General features: G+C 35.9%; 21 protein-coding genes. 11 read left to right on the top strand and 10 right to left on the bottom strand.

The window, feature by feature from the left end; translation table 11 throughout:
• Positions 1 to 73 precede the first annotated feature (73 nt).
• Both KIK00_RS21240 and KIK00_RS21235 read right to left on the bottom strand, forming a co-directional pair.
• Complete coding sequence (locus KIK00_RS21240; RefSeq protein ID WP_255814258.1) at positions 74 to 808, bottom strand: LytTR family DNA-binding domain-containing protein; 735 nt, start codon at positions 806 to 808, stop codon at positions 74 to 76.
• 122 nt (positions 809 to 930) lie between these two features.
• Positions 931 to 2724, bottom strand: a complete 1794-nt coding sequence (locus tag KIK00_RS21235; protein WP_255814257.1) for a histidine kinase — start codon at positions 2722 to 2724, stop codon at positions 931 to 933.
• 295 nt (positions 2725 to 3019) lie between these two features.
• On the opposite strand from KIK00_RS21235, the gene KIK00_RS21230 reads away from it, so the two are divergent.
• Positions 3020 to 3694, top strand: a complete 675-nt coding sequence (locus KIK00_RS21230; protein ID WP_255814256.1) for an SIMPL domain-containing protein — start codon at positions 3020 to 3022, stop codon at positions 3692 to 3694.
• A 202-nt stretch (positions 3695 to 3896) separates the two neighbouring features.
• Entirely contained in the window at positions 3897 to 5087 is a 1191-nt protein-coding gene (locus KIK00_RS21225; RefSeq protein WP_255814255.1) for a VWA domain-containing protein, read from the top strand.
• Between the two features lie 296 nt (positions 5088 to 5383).
• Here the strand turns inward: KIK00_RS21225 and KIK00_RS21220 are convergent, their stop codons facing one another.
• Complete coding sequence (locus tag KIK00_RS21220; protein ID WP_255814254.1) at positions 5384 to 6589, bottom strand: FAD-binding oxidoreductase; 1206 nt, start codon at positions 6587 to 6589, stop codon at positions 5384 to 5386.
• 115 nt (positions 6590 to 6704) lie between these two features.
• On the opposite strand from KIK00_RS21220, the gene KIK00_RS21215 reads away from it, so the two are divergent.
• Positions 6705 to 7085 carry an STAS/SEC14 domain-containing protein gene (locus tag KIK00_RS21215; RefSeq protein WP_223600550.1) on the top strand — a complete coding sequence of 127 codons (381 nt, stop codon included), beginning with the start codon at positions 6705 to 6707 and terminating at the stop codon, positions 7083 to 7085.
• 73 nt (positions 7086 to 7158) lie between these two features.
• Here the strand turns inward: KIK00_RS21215 and KIK00_RS21210 are convergent, their stop codons facing one another.
• Positions 7159 to 8361: an MFS transporter gene (locus KIK00_RS21210; protein WP_255814253.1), complete on the bottom strand. Its 1203-nt coding sequence runs from the start codon at positions 8359 to 8361 to the stop codon at positions 7159 to 7161.
• Between the two features lie 182 nt (positions 8362 to 8543).
• Here KIK00_RS21210 and KIK00_RS21205 point away from each other — a divergent pair, with 182 nt between their 5' ends.
• On the top strand, positions 8544 to 9443 hold the full coding sequence (locus KIK00_RS21205; RefSeq protein WP_255814252.1) for an AraC family transcriptional regulator: 900 nt from the start codon (positions 8544 to 8546) through the stop codon (positions 9441 to 9443).
• 261 nt (positions 9444 to 9704) lie between these two features.
• Here KIK00_RS21205 and lipA read toward each other — a convergent pair whose 3' ends face one another.
• A complete protein-coding gene (gene lipA, locus KIK00_RS21200; RefSeq protein ID WP_002981042.1) occupies positions 9705 to 10571 on the bottom strand; it encodes a lipoyl synthase in 867 nt (288 codons plus the stop codon).
• A 114-nt stretch (positions 10572 to 10685) separates the two neighbouring features.
• Here lipA and KIK00_RS21195 point away from each other — a divergent pair, with 114 nt between their 5' ends.
• Positions 10686 to 11318 carry a hypothetical protein gene (locus tag KIK00_RS21195; protein ID WP_255814251.1) on the top strand — a complete coding sequence of 211 codons (633 nt, stop codon included), beginning with the start codon at positions 10686 to 10688 and terminating at the stop codon, positions 11316 to 11318.
• Between the two features lie 72 nt (positions 11319 to 11390).
• Here the strand turns inward: KIK00_RS21195 and KIK00_RS21190 are convergent, their stop codons facing one another.
• Positions 11391 to 11951 carry an RNA polymerase sigma factor gene (locus tag KIK00_RS21190; protein WP_047420407.1) on the bottom strand — a complete coding sequence of 187 codons (561 nt, stop codon included), beginning with the start codon at positions 11949 to 11951 and terminating at the stop codon, positions 11391 to 11393.
• Between the two features lie 186 nt (positions 11952 to 12137).
• Between KIK00_RS21190 and tyrS the strand changes: the two genes are divergently transcribed.
• A complete protein-coding gene (gene tyrS, locus KIK00_RS21185) occupies positions 12138 to 13433 on the top strand; it encodes a tyrosine--tRNA ligase (protein ID WP_255814250.1) in 1296 nt (431 codons plus the stop codon).
• A gap of 70 nt (positions 13434 to 13503) precedes the next feature.
• Here tyrS and KIK00_RS21180 read toward each other — a convergent pair whose 3' ends face one another.
• Complete coding sequence (locus tag KIK00_RS21180; RefSeq protein WP_255814249.1) at positions 13504 to 13923, bottom strand: hypothetical protein; 420 nt, start codon at positions 13921 to 13923, stop codon at positions 13504 to 13506.
• Positions 13924 to 14123: 200 nt separating this feature from the next.
• Between KIK00_RS21180 and KIK00_RS21175 the strand changes: the two genes are divergently transcribed.
• Entirely contained in the window at positions 14124 to 16097 is a 1974-nt protein-coding gene (locus tag KIK00_RS21175; RefSeq protein ID WP_255814248.1) for an ATP-binding protein, read from the top strand.
• The gene (locus tag KIK00_RS21170; RefSeq protein ID WP_255814247.1) at positions 16087 to 16740 is read left to right on the top strand and encodes a response regulator transcription factor; all 654 of its coding nucleotides are present in this window, start codon (positions 16087 to 16089) and stop codon (positions 16738 to 16740) included. Before KIK00_RS21175 ends, KIK00_RS21170 begins: the two co-directional genes overlap by 11 nt.
• Positions 16741 to 16770: 30 nt before the next feature.
• Here the strand turns inward: KIK00_RS21170 and KIK00_RS21165 are convergent, their stop codons facing one another.
• The gene (locus KIK00_RS21165; protein WP_255814246.1) at positions 16771 to 17202 is read right to left on the bottom strand and encodes a hypothetical protein; all 432 of its coding nucleotides are present in this window, start codon (positions 17200 to 17202) and stop codon (positions 16771 to 16773) included.
• Between the two features lie 246 nt (positions 17203 to 17448).
• Here KIK00_RS21165 and KIK00_RS21160 point away from each other — a divergent pair, with 246 nt between their 5' ends.
• The 3 genes from KIK00_RS21160 (at position 17449) to KIK00_RS21150 (ending at position 20059) form a co-directional block, all read left to right on the top strand.
• Positions 17449 to 18087, top strand: a complete 639-nt coding sequence (locus KIK00_RS21160; protein ID WP_255814244.1) for an alpha/beta hydrolase — start codon at positions 17449 to 17451, stop codon at positions 18085 to 18087.
• Between the two features lie 120 nt (positions 18088 to 18207).
• On the top strand, positions 18208 to 19527 hold the full coding sequence (locus KIK00_RS21155; RefSeq protein ID WP_255814243.1) for a PDZ domain-containing protein: 1320 nt from the start codon (positions 18208 to 18210) through the stop codon (positions 19525 to 19527).
• A 4-nt stretch (positions 19528 to 19531) separates the two neighbouring features.
• Entirely contained in the window at positions 19532 to 20059 is a 528-nt protein-coding gene (locus KIK00_RS21150) for a hypothetical protein (RefSeq protein WP_255814242.1), read from the top strand.
• Here the strand turns inward: KIK00_RS21150 and KIK00_RS21145 are convergent.
• Entirely contained in the window at positions 20052 to 21080 is a 1029-nt protein-coding gene (locus KIK00_RS21145; protein WP_255814241.1) for a L,D-transpeptidase, read from the bottom strand. The genes KIK00_RS21150 and KIK00_RS21145 overlap by 8 nt on opposite strands.
• Positions 21081 to 21382: 302 nt before the next feature.
• Positions 21383 to 21556: a hypothetical protein gene (locus KIK00_RS21140; RefSeq protein ID WP_255814240.1), complete on the bottom strand. Its 174-nt coding sequence runs from the start codon at positions 21554 to 21556 to the stop codon at positions 21383 to 21385.
• Positions 21557 to 21649 lie beyond the last annotated feature (93 nt).

Below are 21649 nucleotides of genomic sequence, written 5' to 3'. Positions count from 1 at the left end.
TGGGAATATTTTTGTGTGGTTCTTATAAAAACTTCAAAAATAATGCCTTAAATCTTTTAAGGAATAATGAATTCTATGAAAATACTTTCAGGAAATTATCTTTAAAACTTCCTGAAACTTCAATTTCAGTATCGTCAGACAACATTACGGTTCCGCTTTTATGGTAGGATTTTACAAAACCTGTATTAATGATATGGGAACGGTGAACTCTCACAAACGGGTTTTCCAACAGGTCATCGAAATGTTTTAAAAACCGGCACACCATTTTCTTGGAACCGTTGGTAAGATAGACTTGCGTAAAGTTTCCATCAGCCTGAAGCCTCACAATATCTTCAGTCTTTACAACATCAAATCCCTGCAGGGTTGGAAGAATCAACTGCTGCTTTTCAGGTTTTAATTTCAGATTTTCAAGCAGAATCTTATTCCGGTTGAGCTCTTCTTTTTTCTCAAGGCTTTCCAACACTTTATTGACCGCAAGAATCAGCTCCTGAATATCAATGGGTTTTAAAATATAATAACTTGCCGATTTGTTTAATGCCTGCAAAGAGTATTGTGAAAATGCAGTAATGAAAATGGTTTCATAGGAGAAATCTTTGGTAGCTTCCAGAACGTCAAAAGCATTTCCAAAAGGCATTTCTACATCGAGAAAAACCAATTGAGGCTGCTTTTCAGTAATCAATGGTACGGCTTCTTTAATATTTTCAGCTTCACCCAAGATTTCCACCTGCGGGCAGTATTTGGTAAGATAGCTTCGTAAAACTTCTCTTGCTATGAGTTCATCATCTACAATTACAGCTTTTATTTTCATTACGTCAGATATTAATAGCAGGCAATAGGTTACAAGTGCAAATTAGGAATATTTAATCAATCTTACAATCTAATCATACAACTTCCTGAGCTATATTTTCTTTCATTTCCATTGAACTCAGCTTAGCTCAGATTGATTTGAATTGTCACCAAAACGCCACTATTATTTTCCTTATCTTTTACAGAGCAGGTAATATCTTTTTTATACAAATCGTTGAGAAGCTGAATTCTTTCCACAGTATTCTTCATTCCTCTTCCCTCTCTGGTCTTCTGATGCTGGGTTTTCTGCTTTTTACTTTCTTCAATTCCTATTCCGTTGTCTTCGATAAGAATCTTCAGATGCGATTCATTTTTTTCAAAGTTCAATTTTAAAAATCCTTTTTCTGTTCTGTAGCGGAGTCCGTGCCATATTGCATTTTCCAGAAACGGCTGTATCAGCATTCCCGGAATCTGCAGATTCTGCATATTAAGTGCTTCATCTACAGCAATCTCGTAATCAAATTTATCAGCAAAACGCGTTTTTTCAAGGGCAAGATAATTTTGGAGAAGGTCAAGCTCCTGCTGGAAAGGAATAAAATCTTCTGTAGAGTTCTCCATCACGCCACGCATCAGCTTAGAGAATTTTGTCAGATACTGGTTGGCCTCCAGTTCATTATTGGTTGCTATAAAATGGTTGACACTATTTAAACTGTTAAAAATAAAATGCGGATTCATCTCTCTGCGCAGCGACTGAAGTGCAATCTTTTTATTCTTCGTCTGAACCTTTTTCAGGGTTCTGAAAATAAAGATAACTAATCCGGTCAGCAAAATTAAAACTCCGATCAGGCTGTAATTAAAGACATTTTTCTTTCTGATAAGCTCGTCTTTCAGCTCTCTTTCTTTTTCCAGCTGTGAAATTCTCTGCTCTGTATCTTCCAGAATTTTATTATCAACAAGACTTCTGTCTTTGGAAACAAGATTCGGTAGTTTTCCCAAAAAATCTCTGTACAATTGAACGGAGGCATCAATATTACCTGAAATAGCATACAAACTGTCCAGCTTTTTTACGCTTTTCTGCGCTTCTAATGTATGCCCTTTGTCCAAAGCAATTCCGTAGGCATTTTTCAACAGATCCACTGCTTCTTTCGGATCATTTTTCTTAATATAAATATCTGCAAGCTCCTGGATCTGGTTAACTTTTTCCTGAGAATTTTCTTTTACAAAGTCTTCTTTCAGCACCTTCTTTTTGGCTTCAATAGCTTTCTCAAAGTTTTTGTTTTCAACGTAGAGATCTGCAAGTTTTTGATTGATGGCCAAAGCTTGCTGCGGAGCTTCTTTTTTAGAGATTTTATAAGCTGTATTCAGATTTTCTTCGGCACTGGAAACATCTTTCTGTTTCAGATTGACATCAGCCAGCTGGCTATAGCTTTCCGCAAGATCTCCCTGTTCATTTTCTTTTTTAGTCAGATTGATATTATTCTGAATTGCTTCTGCTTTCAGTTCGGGGGTAGGAGAAGAAAGTCTTGCAGCATCATTAGAATTCACTGCTTTACTTTTTTCGCTATAACTCACTTGTGCTGCCATACTGTAATTGCTGATGGCAGGCGTTATTTTATTCTGTTTTTCCTGTGACTGGGCTAATCTTCGGGTTGCTTTTTCAATATTGGGTTTGTCATTGAGTTTTTCATACAGTTTTTTGGCTTTTGTATAATACTCTTCACTTTTAGGGAAGTTCCCTCCATTAAAAAATGTTTCACCGATATTATAATAAGAATCTGCCTGGGCAGGCTCATTTCTCTTATCCATTGCTTTTTTCAGCTTCTTCGTTTCTACCTGCACTTCTTCCACAGCGGCACTGCTGTTATTAGTGGTTTGGGAATAAATTGTATTTCCCAAAAGCACCAGTAAAAAGACAGTAAAGAGTTTAAGCATTTTCATAAAACAAAGATATACATATATATAGTCTGCTCAAAAACTATTCACCAAGTGAAGCATCTCTTTCACCAAGTTTAGTCATTGATCCTGTGAGCATAAGACTCAGTTTGAGGTGTGTTAAAATGAATACTCACCGTCATATAAATAACTTAAAGCATCTTAATGGTTCAAAAGGACACTTTTATTCTTTTTGTAAAGACTCACCAAGTGAAAGCTCCATTTCACCAAGTCTCCCTGTTTTGGGCTTCTGATCGTCGTAATTTTACATCAGAATTTAAAATTAAAAAAACAGGAAATTATGAAATTGAAACATTTTTTATTAATCGGAATTTTAACTCTTGGAAGCTTTATAAACGCTCAGGAAGTAAAGAAAAACGCAATTGAAGTAACGGGCGTTGCCGAAATGGAAGTAGAACCGGATGAAATAATCTTCAGCATCGGAATAAAAGCAGATAACAAAAATGATCTGGCGGATAATGAGAAGAAGTTATTTGAAACTTTAAAAAATGCAGGAGTAAAGAACGAAGACATCAAGTTCAAGTCAATGTACCAGAATATTTATTCCAAAACAGCTAAGTTTTCTAAAAACTATCAGTTTAAAGCCAGCACAAAATCAAGTCTGAGCAAAATTTTTGAAGATCTGAATCAAAAATGGGTAAGCAGCCTGAACATTGCAGAGGTAAAGAGTACTAAAATTGCAGATTTCAGAAAAGCAGTTAAGATCAATGCTTTGAAAGCCGCAAAAGAAAAGGCAGATTATTTACTGGAAAGCATGGGTAAAAAGACAGGAAATGCCATTGAAATTGTAGAAATAGAAGACTACACCAGCGATATGATCATGCCGGCAGCTTATAAAGGAAGAGTAAGCAATATCCAGATGGAAATGGCTGATGCTCCGGTAGATTATTCTTTTGATAACATTGAAAACATCAAGCTGAAATACAGCATAAAAACACGATACGAAATTCTTTAAAATAACAGATAAAAAAAAAAGACAGTTCCTCTAGAGCTGTCTTTTTTTATCTGTTGCCAAGTTCACCAAGTCAAACTACTGATTCACCAAGTTTCCCGATTTACAGTCATAAATAGGGATAATTTTACTTTAGGAATTAAAAATAATAACCTCTGAATTTCTATTACCCAATTACAGCAGACAACTTATAAAAAATAATAATATGACAACTTTAAAAATCTTAGCACTTGCAGCGGGTACAGCTTTTTTAAGCCACGGTAATATTCCGGACAGCCGCTCTACACAAAGTAATGTTGACAGTCATTTACCAGTACAAAAAACAGCAGTAGTTCCGGCCAGCTCAACCCTAAAGGACAATAAAATTCAGGTCGCTCTTTTACTGGATACTTCCAATAGTATGGACGGGCTGATTGATCAGGCAAAATCCAGGCTCTGGAATATTGTGAATACATTAACAACTTTAAAATACAACGGAAAAGCTCCCCAGATTGAAATTGCCCTGTATGAATATGGAAACGACGGAATCCGTGATGAAAATTACATCCGCCAGGTTGCTCCTCTTACTCAGGATCTTGATCTTATTTCCGAAAAACTATTTGCCTTAAGAACCAATGGCGGCAGTGAATATTGCGGTGCTGTTATTCGTGATGCTTCTGTTAACCTGAACTGGGACAGCAATGATAAAAGTATGAAACTGATTTATATTGCCGGGAATGAAGCATTTGATCAGGGAAAAATAAATTATAAAGATGTTGTTTCAAAAGCAAAGGATAAAAATATTTATACCAATACCATTTTCTGCGGAAGCCGGGAAGAAGGAATCCAGACGTTTTGGCAAAACGGAGCATCATTGGGAGGTGGAAAGTATTTCAATATAGACAGTGACAGAAAAGTAATCTATATTGAAACGCCTTATGATATCAGAATTTCCGAATATAATGCAAAACTGAATGATACGTATATCTATTATGGAAATCACGGTTCAGAATACAGACTAAAGCAGATCACGCAGGATAAAAACGCAGAATCACAATCAGCATCCAACTTAGTGGAAAGAGCCGTTGCCAAATCTAAAAAGAATGCATACAAAAATGATCACTGGGATCTGGTAGATAAAGCGGAAAAGGATGCCGGATTTATTGCCAATGTAAAAGAAAGTGAACTTCCTGCCGAGCTGAAAGGAAAAAGCAAGGAAGAAATTCAAAAAATGATCACGGAAAAATCTGCCGCTCGTGATAAAATTCAGAAAGAAATTGAAGACCTTTCCAAAAAACGTCAGACCTATATTGACGGAGAAATGAAGAAACGTGGGACTGATGATTCTGACGATCTTGGAAAAGCAATTGAGAGTTCTATTCTTGAACTTGCGAAAAAGAATGGGTATAGTTTGTAGTATTAAAGCGGGGTAAACCCGCTTTTTTAGTTTTATTCAATTTATTTTATAAACCACCCTGTCAAAAATTCTCTGAATTTTTGCCCCCTTCCGGAGGAGGTGAATTGAGCATCTTCAATTGGAATATTTGTTGGAGATCTTTATTATTATTTTTTTCAAATAATTTAAGCAGAATTCCTACGGAATGACACAATTGGAATAATTGTTTATCCGGATAGCCTCATTCCGTAGGAATCTAAATAAGCTTTTGTGTACTGGATATCCGTAGAACCTGAGGCTTAAAATGAAACATAAATTTATCTCCCAAATTTAAAATACCTTGACAGTGGATGTTTTTTGTTCTTCATAAATAGAGAAGCCATCTCCATCCCTGTTACTGAAAAAGTAATCCCATTTCCTCCGAAGCCTAATACGAAATAAGAGTTTTTAAACTTTTCATGTTCGCTGATATAAGGTAAACCATCCTTCGTTTCACCGAAAGTTCCGGCCCATGTGAAATCTGTATAAAAATGATAATCAGGTTTTATTTTCTTTAGCTTTTTAAGGATCTCTTTTTCTTTTTTATTAAGGAGCGCGTCCCGTTTTTCAGCCCCATAAAAATCCTCGTCCCCTCCTCCGATAAGAATTCTTCCATCATCAGTAGTCCGCATATAGAGATAAGGCTCATCGGTATTCCAGACCAATGTACTGCTGATATTTTTAAACTTGTCTTTGTCTATTTCAGAAACGATCGCATAGGTACTTTTCAGATTAACAAAGTTTTCTTTCAGCAGATTTTTACTTTCATAACCAATGCAGTAAATGATCTTTTTTGCTTTGATCTTATATCCGCTGTTTACGGTAACCAGATTAAAACCTTTATGCTCCTCCACTTTTACCATTTCAGTCTTATCAAATATCTTCAGTCCTTTTTTCGTATTATGCATAAACAACTCATGGGCGAACTGAAAAGCGTCAATACTTGCTCCCTGTTCTGATAAGATTCCACCGTAGGTATTCTGAAATTCAAATTTTTCCAGAATATGTTCTTCTTCCAGCCACTGTACTTTACATCCGTTTTGTTTTCTGGCTTTATATTCTTTCTTCAGCCATTCCGAATCTTTCTTTTTTGAAGCAAAATACAATGATTTTTTTCGTTTGAAGCCTGCTTTCGACTTGATCATTTTTGTAAGTTTTTCTATTGAATCAATCGCATCACTGCAGGCTTTATAACTTAGGACAGCGCCTTTCTCACCTATTTTTTCTATTAATTCATAGAGTGGAACATCTATTTCGTACTGCAGCATTGAAGTCGTAGCAGAAGTGCTTCCATTACAAAGCTCTCTTTTATCAATAAGGATTGTATCATACCCGTCTTCTATCATTTGATGGGCAATCACGCTTCCGGTAATACCGCCTCCCACAACAAGAACATCACATTTTTCATTTGATTTTAAAGACGGATAAGATGCTATTAACCCATTTTTCAAAAGCCAGAAAGGTTCATTTGATTTGAGATCCATATTAATATTTTATATTAAAAGTAACAATATTTATACCTTTTTTAACAATTTTTCATTAAATTATGGTTTAATTATTGTAGTTCTTCTAAACTCAAACCACCATAAAATATTTATTATGATAACAATTATTCCAGAAGCCCCGGAAAATGTTGCAGCATTCAATGCAACGGGAGAAGTAACGAAAGAGGATTTTGAAAGACTGGTTATTCCGCGTGTAAAAGAGAAGGTAGAGCAATTCGGTGAACTGAATTATTTATTGTATTTGGATACCGATCTGGATAATTTTACCATGGGAGCATGGCTTGAAGATTTGCTGTTAGGATTGAAAAATCTTACCAACTGGAATCGGTCAGCCATTGTTACTGACAAAGAAGGTATACGTAATTTTACCAGTATTTTCAGTGTTCTGATGCCGGGAGAGTTTAAATCTTTCCCCAAGGAAAATTTATACAATGCCCTCTACTGGTGCAAAAACGGAGATGAAGTGGAGGCATAAACTCATTTTATACAAAAAAGCCTGTTTCTTATGGAAACAGGCTTTTTTTATATTCAATAATATCATTACATTTTTATTTATCACACGAAACACATTCTGTAACAGTTTCCTCTTCATTTTGAGTTGCTGAGCCATACAGATACATATACCTTATACTTATCACCAATCCTATAAAAGTCATCCCTACTCCTACCAGCGATGGATAGTTGAATGCGTAACCGTATTCCAGAGGAATTCCACCCAGGAAAGCTCCCATTGCATTGGCAATATTAAAACCAGCCTGCATAAAAGCAGCAGCCATCATTTCGCTTTTTGGAGCGGCTTTCATCATCATAATATTGATAGGTGATGCAATAGACATAGACAAAGCACCACACATAAAGGTCAGTATAAGAGCAATATTCTGATGTTCAGCAAGCAGGAAAACTCCTCCCAGAGAGATCATCATCAGAAAAATGAGGAGAGCGCAGGTTTTTTCAGGTCCTAATTTATCTGAAACAATACCTCCCACCAGATTTCCAACTACCATTCCGGCTCCGGCAAGAACCATCACATAAGCCATCTGACTGCTTTTGATTCCGGCAACAACAGTCATCAACGGTGTAATATAGCTTAACCATGTAAAAAGACCTCCAAACCCTATCGCTGTAATGGCAAGGACCAGCCACGACTGCTTATTCTTAAGGAACTTCAGCTCTTCCATGAAGTGTGTATTTTGGTTGGATTCCATCGCCGGAAGCCACAGTTTCAGAAATAATATGGCAAAAAGACCAATGGCAGCTACGATAGCAAAGTACAGTCTCCAGTGGAATGTATGCCCAATGTAGGTGACCAGGGGAACCATAGCCAGGTTGGCGACCGTGAGCCCCGTAAACATCATCGATATATAAAATGCTTCTTTTCCTTTACCGGCCATTTTTGAAGCTACTACTGTTCCTACTCCGAAGAATGCTCCATGAGGAAGCCCAGACAGAAAACGGATAATCAGCATACTGTTATAATCGGGAGCGATAGCAGAAAGTCCATTAAATATTGTAAAAAGGATCATAAAAGCTATCAGAACTTTCTTCGGAGGAAATTTTACTGAATACCCGATCAGAATCGGAGCTCCAATAACTACTCCCATAGCATAAGCAGAAATTAAATGTCCGGCCTGCGGGATCGTGATCTGTAATGTTTTTGCAATATCCGGCAACAGTCCCATTACGGTAAATTCCGTAGTTCCTATTCCCAAACCACCTATAGCCAGTGGTATTATTCTTTTATCAATCTTCATTGTATCTAAATCTTTTTTCTGAATTAATTTCTTTCAAATTAAAAATATCTGCGCGTCTTCATTTTGAAAGTGCAAAAATCGAAAGAAAGTTTGAATTTCACACCTCTTTGAATGATAAAAATTTGCTCCATATTAACCTTTTTATTTAATTTTATATTCAGAAACAATCAAATGAGAACAAGATGAAAATCCAGAAGGAAATTATTGAATTTGAAAAAGGGAAATCATTCAAACTATTTGCCCCTTCTCTGAAAAACTGTTTTTTCTGGCATTATCATCCGGAAATAGAGCTGGTATACGTAGAAGCGGTGAACGGAATCCGACACGTGGGAAAAAATATTTCAGGCTTTACAGACAGTGACCTTCTATTGATTGGCTCTAATGTTCCCCATCTTAATTTCGATTACGGTATTCAGACTGAATGTAAACAGCTGGTGCTGCAATTGCGGGAAAGCTTCCTTCAGGATATTATTCTTCCTGTTCCTGAGTTTGAAAATATTAAAGCACTTTTAGAACGTTCATATCTTGGATTATCATTTTCCGGGGACACTAAAAATATTGTGGTTGAAAAGCTACAGATTATTAAAGACAAAAGCTCCTTTGAATCATTAGTTGGATTAATTGAAATTTTACAAATTCTCGCAGATTCATCAGAAGTGAAGGAACTCAATAAAGAAGATACCAGAATCAAATGGTTTTTGAATGATAAAATCAGAATGGGAACCATCTACGACTATATCCACGAAAATTACGACAGGAAGCCCAATGTAAATGAAGTGGCCAAAGTTGTGAGTTTGAGTACTCCTGCTTTCTGTCGATATTTTAAAAAGCAGACGAATATGACTTTTACAGATTTTGTCAACAATTACAGGATCAATCAGGCTAAAATATTCCTGTTGAAAGATTATTCTGTGACTGAAGTTTGTTTTCAGGTAGGATTTGAAAGTCTTTCTTATTTTAATAAACTATTCAAACAGCATACGGGAGAAACGCCTTCTGAATTTAAGAAGAAACATTTTAAACCGATTGAAATCAATGGGCGGATTGGAGTGATCACAAAGGAAACGGCTTGTAATAAATAAGATTCTTCCTTCGTCAGAAATCAAAGATTCGACGTAGTCAATGACGTTTAGTTTTGAGACAACCTCTACTATTGATACACATGTGAGTGTTGCATTGTAAGCCACACCATCAAAAATTCTTTGAATTTTCGCCACCTCTCTGAAGGAGGGGAATGACGGAAATCGTTATTACAAATGGAGTCTTTCATTCCCTAATCCCTATAACCTGCTACCTTCAATCTTCTAAAAACAAAAACCGTTCATTTCTGAACGGTCTGTATATTAATGAATATGTTTTTCTGCGTGGTAAGAGCTTCTTACAAGAGGAGAACTTTCAACATGTCTGAAACCTAAGCTTCTTGCAAAATCTCCGAACTCATCAAATTCTTCAGGAGTGATGAATTTTTTTACAGGAAGATGTTTTTTAGTTGGCTGCAGATATTGTCCAAGAGTAATAACATCTACATTCGCGTTTCTGATATCCTCAATCGTCTGGAAAACCTCATCTTTAGTTTCACCTAATCCAAGCATTACTCCTGTTTTGGTTCTTCTTTGCCCGGCTTCTTTCAAATATCTTAATACCTCAAGGCTTCTTTCATATTTTGCCTGGATTCTCACTTCTCTGGTCAGACGTTTTACAGTTTCCATGTTGTGAGAAATCACTTCCGGAGCTACTTCTACCAGCCTGTCAAGATGTTTTGTGATACCCTGAAAATCAGGGATAAGAGTTTCCATCGTAGTTCCCGGAGAGATTCTTCTTACAGCATTCACTGTTTCTCCCCAAAGAATAGATCCCATATCTTTCAGATCATCACGGTCTACAGAAGTAAGAACGGCATGTTTGATCTTCATTAATTTGATTGATCTTGCTACTTTTTCAGGTTCATCCCAATTTACATCAAGGGGTTTTCCTGTTTTTACGCCACAGAATCCACAGCTTCTTGTACAGATATTTCCTAAAATCATAAAAGTAGCTGTACCTTCACCCCAGCATTCTCCCATATTCGGGCAGCTTCCGCTTTGGCAGATTGTATTTAATTTATATTTATCAACCAAAGTTCTCAGCTCTCTGTAATTCTTTCCGGTAGGAAGTTTTACGCGGATCCATTTTGGTTTTTGAACGGTAGTGTCTTGAACTGAATTTTCCATTTCTAAAATTGAAGTTCAAAGTTAAGGAATTTTTAATGGAAACCATCAACCGGAAATATTGATGAAACTGATAATTCAAAATTTCATTGTACATTTAAGTTTTCAAAATTCTTTATGAGAAAAATAGTCTTTCTTTTATGTATGGCAGCCGGAACATTCTGTCTTGCTCAAAAACAATTTCAGCCAGTAGGTTCTACAGTCATTGAAACGGTAGATGGAGATCTTGATGGTGATAAAATTCCTGAAAAAGTAATTATTTACAATACAAAGGATACAACAGATATGGGAAACATCCGTGAAATTCAGATTTTGAAAAAAACTGGCGGAGCATGGACAATTCTTGAAAAATCAAGAAACGCTGTTATGGAAAGCAACGGCGGAGGGATGATGGGTGATCCTTATAGAGAAACTAAAATAGAAAAAGGAATTCTGATCATTTCTCAAAATGGCGGAAGCAGCTGGAAGTGGGATGTCACAGACAAATATAGATTTCAGAACGGACATTTTGAATTAATAGGTACATCCACCACCTCCGGAAGGCCGGGAGATTATTGGAAAGATATAGATTTCAACCTTTCAACAGGGCAATTGCACTATACAAAAGAGGTAGAGAATACGGCTGAATATGGTAAGTCTTTAAAGGAAATCTATATTCATAAAGGACTGAAGATCAATCTTCAAAACAGAAATCAGGAAAAACAAAGAAAAATTATTCTTCCGAAAACAAAAGAAGAGGTTTATTTTTAAAATAAGATTTTAAATTTTGGCTGAAGCCAGTTTTGAGACTTCCCCATTTCTATTGAATAACATGTATTGAGCTTAATTATCATCGAACTCATTATTCTTTAACAGTTCTGCTAAGACTTTTTTAGCACGCATTACCCTTACTTTGGTATTGGCGACAGAAATTCCCAGTTCTTCGGCAATTTCTTTAATGCTTTTTTCTTCAAAAAACCTCAACTTGATAATATCCTGATAGTTGGCATCCAGAGATTCTATGGTTTTGATAATTTTCTTCTGCTCTTCTTCCGAAATCAAAAGTTCTTCCGGAGACTTTGCATATTGATTTTTAACTTCATCAAGATTTTCAACAGCATCTTCGTTTTCCCGGTTCTTTTTTCTCCAGAAATCGATAACAGTATTCTGGGCAATGGTAAGAATCCAGGTTTTAAACTGAAAATGAGGATCAAACATATCGAGTTTAGATAATACTTTTGAAAAAACATTTACGGTGATTTCATCGGCATCATTTTCATCTCTTACCTTTTTCATTACAAAAGAGAAAACATCCACCCAAAAAACATTGATGAGTTTAGTCTGGGCCTTCTGATCTTTATCCTTGGCCTTCTGTATGAGCAGGAATAGCTGTTCGTCATTCATTAATAACAAATATAGAGTATTTGGGGCACAATTGCAAAAGGGAAAACAATGAACCTGCTTCTGCTTGCAAAGTTATTATCAAAGCATTTTTAGGTTTCCACGAATTTGCTTATTTGCGGTTTCTGCTTTTTCTCTTCCTTCTGAATTTACTATCTTTGCTTCTTAAAATTTTAAAGTTAACAATCAATGAATTCCTTTATAGAAGAACTGAAATGGCGTGGTCTGTTTGCCGATATGATGCCAGGAACCGATGAACAACTGAATAAAGAGGTAACTACTGCATATATTGGTTTTGATCCTACTGCCGATTCTTTACATATCGGAAGCCTTATCCAGATAAAAATTTTAGCTCACTTCCAACAGCATGGCCACAAGCCGATTGCTTTGGTAGGAGGTGCTACAGGAATGATTGGAGACCCTTCCGGGAAATCGGCTGAAAGAAATCTTCTGGATGAAGAAACTCTTTTACACTATGTTGACTGTTTAAAGAATCAGCTTTCAAAATTCTTGAATTTTGATGGAAATGAGCCCAATAAAGCTGAATTGGTGAATAACTATGACTGGATGAAAAATATTTCTTTCCTTGATTTTGCTAAAAATGTAGGGAAAAACATCACAGTCAACTATATGATGGCGAAAGATTCAGTAAAGAAAAGACTTTCCGGAGATGCAGGTGTTGATGGAATGAGTTTTACAGAGTTCACCTACCAGTTAATTCAGGGATATGATTTCCTTCACTTATACCAAAACAACAATGTAAAATTACAGATGGGAGGTTCTGACCAGTGGGGAAATATCACTACAGGAACAGAATTGATCCGTAGAAAAGCTCAGGGTGAAGCCTTTGCATTAACGGTTCCTTTGATAACAAAAGCTGACGGTTCTAAATTCGGGAAGTCTGAAAGCGGAGAAAACTATTGGCTTGATAAAAAGAAAACATCTCCTTACAAATTTTACCAGTTCTGGCTGAATGCTACTGATGATGATGCTGAAAGATTCATCAGGTTTTACACTTTCCTTGGAAAAGAAGAAATTGACGCTTTGATTGAAGAGCATAAAACAGCTGCACACGAAAGAAAACTGCAAAAGAAACTTGCTGAAGAGGTAACAGTTTGGGTACATGGAAGAGAAGAATATGAAAAGGCACTGAAAGCTTCCGAAATTCTTTTCGGACGTTCTACTGCTGAAGATCTGGTAAGCCTTGATGAGGAAATATTTCTTGAAGTTTTTGATGGGGTTCCTCAGAAAGAAATTGCAAAAGCTGATGTTTTAGGGGTGAATATTGTAGATCTTCTTTCTGAAAAATCTGGTTTCTTAAAATCTAAGAGTGAAGCGCAAAGAGAGATCAAAGGAAATGCAATCTCTGTCAACAAACAAAAGGTAAATGATACTTTTACAGCCAATGAAACAGACCTTATTGATGGTAAGTTTCTATTGCTTCAAAAAGGTAAGAAAAGCTACTTTATTGTAAAAGTAGCCTAATCTTAAATACCATAAAAAAACAGGCGCTGAGATTCATCTCAGCGCCTGTTTTATGTCCTAAAATTTGATATTAAAATGTATAGCTTGCAGAAGCTGATAAATACTGTCCGCTGGAAGTTCCTTCTTTTTTTAGCTCTCCGTCTACCCAGATCTGAACCTTCAGCGTAGAAGAAGCATCGGGTCCAATTGCATTTACAGCAACGTTGGCATTGTATGCTCCTGGCTCTGAGGTTACTTCCGGACTGCTCCAGGTTGTTCCGCTAAGACTTGATGCTGTGGTAGGGTTACCGTCAATTCCGTAAACCGCCACATCAATATTACTTCCCGAAGAAGCAATTGCTTTAAAAACCACTTTATGACTTTTTCCTGCTCCATTCACATTGTTGTCATCATCATCGTTACTGCATGAAGCTGTAAATCCAATAAGCATTACTGCCATTACTGCCACAAATGCACCTCTTAACAGCTGGTTCATTCTCATTTTTTTCATAATCTTTTTGTTTAAATTTTAATTACTATATTGAATATTCTATGATTCTTTGTTTGATGTTTGCAAAGCTATGAGCATCACCCATGTCTATCAATCCTGAAAAATCAGTAATTTTTTCTACCTAAATTCAGGTATTTTTTATCATAAAATTTTTAATTAAATTGAGCATTTAAAGAAATATTTTACAGAATTGATCCATAATGAAGAGATTACTTGCCCTATTAAGCCTATTTTTATTTTTTAAGCTACAATCACAGCAAATCATTCCGCTTAATGAGAAATCTTATATAGACAGCTTGCAACATATTACAAAAAGCAGACTTCCCGATACCTCAAAAGCAACGGCATTTTTTCTTTTATCGAATTATTATAGAAACAGTGATTCTGTTTTGAGTAAAAAATATCTTGAAAATGGAAAGATTCAGGCCCAAAGAAACCCTTTCTTTTCAGCAAAATATTACTATTATGAAGGACAATATAACCTGGACAGAAACAAAAGGAAAGCGGGCATTTCTTATCAGCAGGCTATTAAATCTTTATCTAAATTTAAAAATGAAGAATCCGATTTTTTTCAGGCACTGGCCTGGTACAGCTATGGAGTTACCCAAAAGGACAAAGAGGGTTACATTCCGCTGGTAAAGATTATTCTTGAAAAAAGTATTCCGCTGGTTAAAAAATATGAAAACAGCAGAAATTTAGGTTTCTTATACACTCAGCTTGCAGTGATCCTTACTTATAATGCCCAGTTTAAAAAGGCAGAAGATTATAATAATAAAGCATTGAAAATCCTTGAAAAACAATATCCGGAGTCCGCTGAGTTATTTTTCACTTACCTCAATTCTGCCAATAATTTCTGCTATCAGGCCAAAGGAGATGAAGCTGAAAAGTTTTTACATAAAGCAGAAAAACTCATCCGTCCTTATCCGGAATCTTCATCCAATGCATTTTATTATTACAGTAAAACACTTTTCTATATTACCCGCCAAAAAAATGAAGAAGCACTTCCAGTTATAGAAAAAGGGATTTTTTATGCAAAAAAATTCAATCAGAATCTTCTGGCTCAGATGTTTTATTTCAACAAGTATGATATTTTAAAGAAACTTAAAAGATATCAGGAAGCCAAGACTACCCTGGAGGATGTTTTAACAGAAAAGTCCTTAGCCATTGATCTTAACAACAGGAAGACTTTTTATAAGCAGCTTTCTTTACTTAATGAAGAAACAGGAAATACTAAAGAAGCTCTCCTATGGGAGCAGAAATATTCTAAACTTAATGACAGTCTAAACACAGAGAATGTAAAGCTTGAAATCAACAAACTCGAATCTAAATTCAATACCGCTGAAAAAGAGAGAAAAATAGCAACTTTAAATGCTGAAAAAAATCAAAAGGATCTGGAAGTAAACAAAAAGAACTCTTATTTATGGGGAATGGGTCTTATTTTACTGTTAGCATTATGTCTTCTGGCCTTTCTTTTTATCATTTTCAGAAAAAATAAGAAAATAAACGAGCAGAAAATAGAGGACATTAAACAAAAGGAAGAATTATCTCTTACCAAAGCTATTCTTGATGGTGAAGAAAGAGAAAGAGAACGTATTGCAAGGGATCTTCATGATGGTCTGGGCGGAATGCTTGCGGGAGTTAAAATCAATTTTTCTACATGGTCTTCCAATCATCTGCATCCTGAAAAGGATCAGGAATTTTATAAAATCTTAGGCCAGCTGGACAACTCGGTAAGTGAGCTCCGCCATGTGGCAAGAAATTTAATGCCTGAATCATTGCTTAATTTTGGTTTGGAAACGGCCATACATGATTTGTGTGAATTCTACAGCAGAAAAAACCTCGAAATTGATTTTCAGGCTATTGATATTAGTAACACATTGCCTTTAAATATTCAGCTTAATATTTACAGAATTGTACAGGAATTATTGGCCAATGCCATAAAACATGCAGAAGCCAGCAGCATCTTGCTTCAATGCTCGCAATCGGGTGAAAATTTTCTGATCACGATTGAAGACAATGGAAAAGGTTTTGATCAAAATATAGAGAACACTACCAAAAGTATGGGGCTTCGTAATCTGAAAAACCGGGTCAGCTACCTGAAAGGGAACATGGAAATACATTCCGATGATCAGGGAACAGCTATTAATATAGAACTCAACATCCATGGAGAATGAGAAAATAAATATCATCATCGTAGATGATCATCCTATTGTCATCGAAGGTCTAAGAATGATGCTGCACAGTCAGCCTATTTTTAACGTAGCGGGAAGTTTTACTTCCGGTACAGAAACGATCAGTTTTATCCGGTCGCAGATGGTGGATATCATCCTCCTTGATATTACTCTACCTGATGCCAATGGAACGGAACTCTGCAGAGAAATAAAGAAAATCTCTCCGAATACCTCAGTAATTATGTTCAGTAACCGCTCTGAACGGAGCATCATTATGCAGTCTATACAAAACGGGGCAAGCGGTTATCTTCTCAAGAATACTTCTATTGATGAACTTGTAATATGCATCAAAGGTGCTCTTTCCGGAGATATTGTTTTCTGCAATGAGACAAAACAGATCATCAGCCGCCCTTCTCAGTATGATCTGCCTACACCACGGCTTACCAAAAGGGAAAAACAGATCCTGCAGATGGTAGCGCAGGGAAAAACAAGTCATGTGATTGCTGAAGAGCTCTTCTTAAGCCCGCTTACTGTAGATACCCACCGTAAGAATCTGCTTCAGAAATTTCATGCAAAGAATTCAACAGAACTTATCAATCTTGCGGTACAGCAACAATTGATTGAAAAACAAAAAAACCGCTCTTAGAGCGGTTTTTTGTATATATATTGCAATATTTTATGGTTCTAGGAAACTGTAATCTATAGATGCAACTAATACTCCTTTCCCTTTCTTCTTAACAGTTCTGGCAACTTCTCCATCTATGTAAAGATTGATCGTTAATTCAGAATTATCATCCGGCATTGACGCGTTAGCATCAAGATTCAACTGTGCCTGGCTGGAGTTCACAAAGAATTCCCCACTTGTCCATGGTGAAGTTACCGGTGACTGCGGAGTATTGTATATAGTGTTCTGAGCCGTGCCCACCTGTGTTACAACACTTATAATGTTTCCTCCTGTAGTAGTTTTCACTTCGAATTGAACTACATGATCCGTAAATTCTTCATCGTCATCTTTTTTACAAGAATTAACAACGGTAATTACAGAAAATAATAAAACGAATAAAAAAGAAAGTCTAAGTAAACTTTTTGAATTGTAAAATTGCTTCATTTCTCCAAATAGATTTTTTAATGTTTCAAATATAAGTTTTTTATTAATATAAAAATAATTTTTATGAAAATTTTCCAATAAAGATTTCCAAATAATATCAAATCAACAAAAAGAAAAACTCACCTCTAAAGTCCAAAAATACACTTCAAAGAACCAATCCTTACACATAAAGCATCACCCAGCCAAAGTTCATTGTATGAATAATAAAAGTTAAGATTCTGAATGTAATTTAATTATCTTTGCTGTATGAATTTAGATTATCTAGTAAGGGAGCCGGAAAATATTACTTCCAATACCCCTATTCTTTTTATGCTTCATGGCTATGGCAGTAACGAACAGGATCTTTTCAGCTTTAGGGAAACGCTTCCCAATGACTGGATTATTGTAAGTTTCAGAGCTCCGCGCGATACTCAATTTGAAGGATATTCCTGGTATGATATTAATTTCAACGATCCCGAAAACTTTATTGATGTCCCTCAGGCAAAGGAGTCTTTAAATGCTGTATTGGAAAGTATGCTCAAAATCATCAACCATTATGGACTTACAGAAAGTAAAGCTCATCTGTGCGGTTTCAGCCAGGGAGGAATTTTGTGCTATGCTTTGGCTTTAAAACATCCTGACCTTTTCAATTATGTTGCCTGTCTAAGCAGTTATCCTGAAGATAAAATTCTGGACGGTATTGTAAAAGATAAAAAGAAACTGGAAGGACTTCGTTTCTTCATTTCACATGGTACTGATGATGCTGTGATTCCACTTGAATGGGGAAGAAAAGCGGCTGACCTTCTGTATGATCTCAGCTGTTATTTCACGTTCAGAGAATATATGAGCGGACACGGTGTCAATCAGAAGAATTATATGGATCTGATGGAATTCTTTTCCAAATAACCAGACCCCAATTTGAAATAAATTCAACAAAAAACCTTACTTCATTGTAGTTTATATAAACATTTCAGTCTCTGGAATGTTTTTTTATTATCATATAGATAATTTCAGTAAATTCAGTAAATGAAATTTAAATTGCTTTTACTGGGATTATTTCTAAGCATTTTTGTAAATGCCCAGAACTCTTTTGAGTTGATTAATACGAAAAAAGCGGTGATTCCTTTTCAGTTTATCAACAATCTTATCTTCATTCCTATCAATGTTAATGGTGCAGAGCTTACCTTTTTGCTGGATACGGGGGTTTCGGAGACTATTCTTTTCAGTCTGGAAAATAAAGAACTGAAACTGAGCAATGTTGAAAAAGTAAAGTTTTCCGGTCTTGGAGGCAGTTTAAGTATTGACGGTTTAAAATCTGAACGCAATTTAGGTAAAATAGGAAATGAAATTGTCAATACTTCCATGGCTATTTACATCATTATTGATGAAGAATTTAATATTTCACCTCACGTAGGAATTCCTGTAAATGGAGTTATCGGATATCATTTTTTTAAAGATCACCTTATTTACATCGATTATGCTTCAAAGAAAATAACTGTTTATGAAAACGCTGATCTTTTAAAAAAGAAAATCAGAAGGTTTGAAGAATTCCCAATAACTATTGAGAAGGATAAACCTTATCTGTATGCCGGTGTAGAAATGACAAATGAAAAGAAAGATTCAAAACTGCTGATCGACCTTGGCAACAGTGATGCTATCTGGCTCTTCCCTACCCTGATTAAAAACTTCGTTTACAACAGACCGAATATTGATGATTTTCTTGGACGCGGATTCAATGGAGATATCTATGGTAAAAGAAGCCGGATTCATAATTTTTATCTTGGAAGTTTTAAATTTGAAAAGCCTCTTACTGCTATGCCGGATGAATTTTCTATCCAGCATGTCAAATTGGTAGAAAGCAGGAAAGGTTCTGTGGGAAGCGAAATTATGCGGAGGTTTACCGTAATTTTTGATTATCCTAACCAAAAACTGTATCTGAGAAAAAATAAATATTTTGATGATCCTTTTCATTTTAATATGAGCGGCCTGGATTTCAAACAGGATGGCCTGGAATGGCAGGAAGACAAGTTAAAAATAGAGACCCAAAAATCTATGATGGTAGCAACTGAGGTTTATAAAGACGCTTTCCAGTATAAGTTCAGTTTAAAACCTATATTTTCTATTGCAGGGGTAAGAAAAGATTCTCCCGCTTATGAAGCAGGATTGCAAAAGGATGACAGAATTCTAAGTATAAACGGAGAGCAAACCTCAGAGATGACTCTGGAAAAAATTGTAGAGCTTATGAAATCTAATGAAGGAAGAAATATCACCATGGTAATTCAAAGGAAAAATCAAAAACTGACATTGAGTTTCGCACTGGAAGATCCCATTCCTTATCAAGAATAAAAATATGAATACTGAAGAAAGCACCTTAGACAGAATAAGAACCCGGCCAAGATTTAAAATGTTTACTCATCTCACTAAAGAAGAGTACGCTGACAATCTGAAAAAATATATGGACGAGCATAAAGATGAGTTTTCAGGCAATATCAATAAAGAAGTTGCTACCATTTGGATAAAAACAAAAGATGACAACTACTGGAAACCCTGCCTTGCTTTACGGGTAGAAATGGAAGATGAACATACGGCAATACGTGGAGTATTTGGCCCCAGTTCTGCGGTATGGACATTTTTCATGTTTCTTTATTTTTCTTTTTCTATTCTCTGGATGACTTTCTTCACAATGTATTACGTAGAAAAGCAAATAAAAAGCGCTGAATACCCTTGGGCACTGAGCGCTTCTTTTATCATGTTATTTTTTATTCTCCTTACTTATATTGCTGCAAGATTTGGGCAACATAAAGGGAAAGAAGAAATGCTTAAATTGAGACGGTTTGCTGAGGAATCTACTCTGCAGTTTGAAAAGAAAATTAATTAGATTGAGGTTCTACAGGTTTTTCATTCTGAATAGGGGTAGCAGCTGCTTTTGCCGCTTTGATAGAATCCACCACTTTTTCCCTGTTGCTTTGTTCTTTAAGCATTCTTGGAACATCCGGTTCAAGAAGCTTAGTCAGTTCCTCAACAGATATATTATTGGCATTAGGATCATCCAGAAGCTTTCGCCATGGTTTTCTACCACCCCACTTATAATCTCCGAATACCATTACAGCTGTACCTTTAGCTTTGGTAGTAGCACCACCGGGATTCAGAATCCAGGTATCTGCATAGGAATACAGCCATTTCGCATCTTTTCTCAGCAATCGTAGACAAGAGTGTGAAGCTGGATACCCCGGAAGTGTATATTCATGCCATCCGATTCCTCCAATATTGTGAATATTGAAGTTATAAGGAAGTTTCCATTCACTGCTCACCGTAGAAATGGCCAGCTCTTTTTTCCAGTTGGCAAAAGTAAGTCCTCTTGTTGTCTGAGCGGCTTTTTTACCCATACTTGTAGGTCCCCATTTCACAAGACTTCCATTGGAATATACCGCAAAAGCCTGTATAGGATAGGAGAAGATAACGAACTTTTTCACCCCGCTTAATACGTCTAGCTGCATTGGAAATGGTGAATAAGACATCAAAGTTGTATCTATTTTCGCCGGAACTACCAGTGTATCGGCATTCCATTTACTTTTAGAGTCCAGCCTGTTTAAAGCTAAAATAGCAGTACGCTCTTCTACACTGTATTTCTTACTGTATTCCGCATAGATAGAATCACGCATCTTTTTATCCTTTGGAAGAACAAAAGCATTATAAAAACCATTTTCCTGCATTACAGGAGGAACAGATTCTTTTTTTACCACAGGAACAGAATCTTTCTTTATAGAATCCTTTTCTACCTCCGGGCTCTCCGAAGCAGACACGGTATCTTTAAAAGTATCGCTTATTTTATCTATTTCTTTTTTACAGGAAACAAGGAAAACTGCGCATAAACAAGCATAAAGAAAGGATTTTTTCACAGATATGTTTTTCATAAATAAATCGGCCATTTAGTTTGGCTACCCAGTACAAATATCAGACCTAAAATTGAATCACAAAAGACATTATTAAAAATACCGTAAAAAAACGGAGAGTTTATCACTGCAAATGAGGAGTTATAGCTGATAAATTTCTTAAGTTTACTGAATTCAAAGGAATTTTCACATATTTAAAAGAAGATTATTCTTCTGTCTGTAATTTCGTGGCAATCCATTCTAATGTTCCGTTTTACCGAAACGGTATACATCCTAATGCCATCTTGCACCACCTCTGCATCCTGTTTTTAAAAGTTCTTATCTTTTTCTACAGTTACATTACAGAGACACGAACAGCTGGAACGGGAATAATCCGGTTCTTTAAGCTTTTCAAAACGTTTGCTTTGAGGATTATAAAGATAAACATCAAACATTCTGTAAACGCCCATTCCATCATCAGGAACAGAATATCTCCTCACCATTATAATTTTCTTTTTAACATCCGAATTATGCTTACCAACTAAAATAACAATATCCGCTCAATATATAAAACCGAAAAAAAATACCTTTCAGAA

This window comes from Chryseobacterium sp. MA9 (assembly GCF_024399315.1).
GTDB lineage: Bacteria > Bacteroidota > Bacteroidia > Flavobacteriales > Weeksellaceae > Chryseobacterium.
The sequence above is the reverse complement of the archived record's forward strand: the minus strand, read 5'-3'. Positions and strand labels throughout refer to the sequence as shown.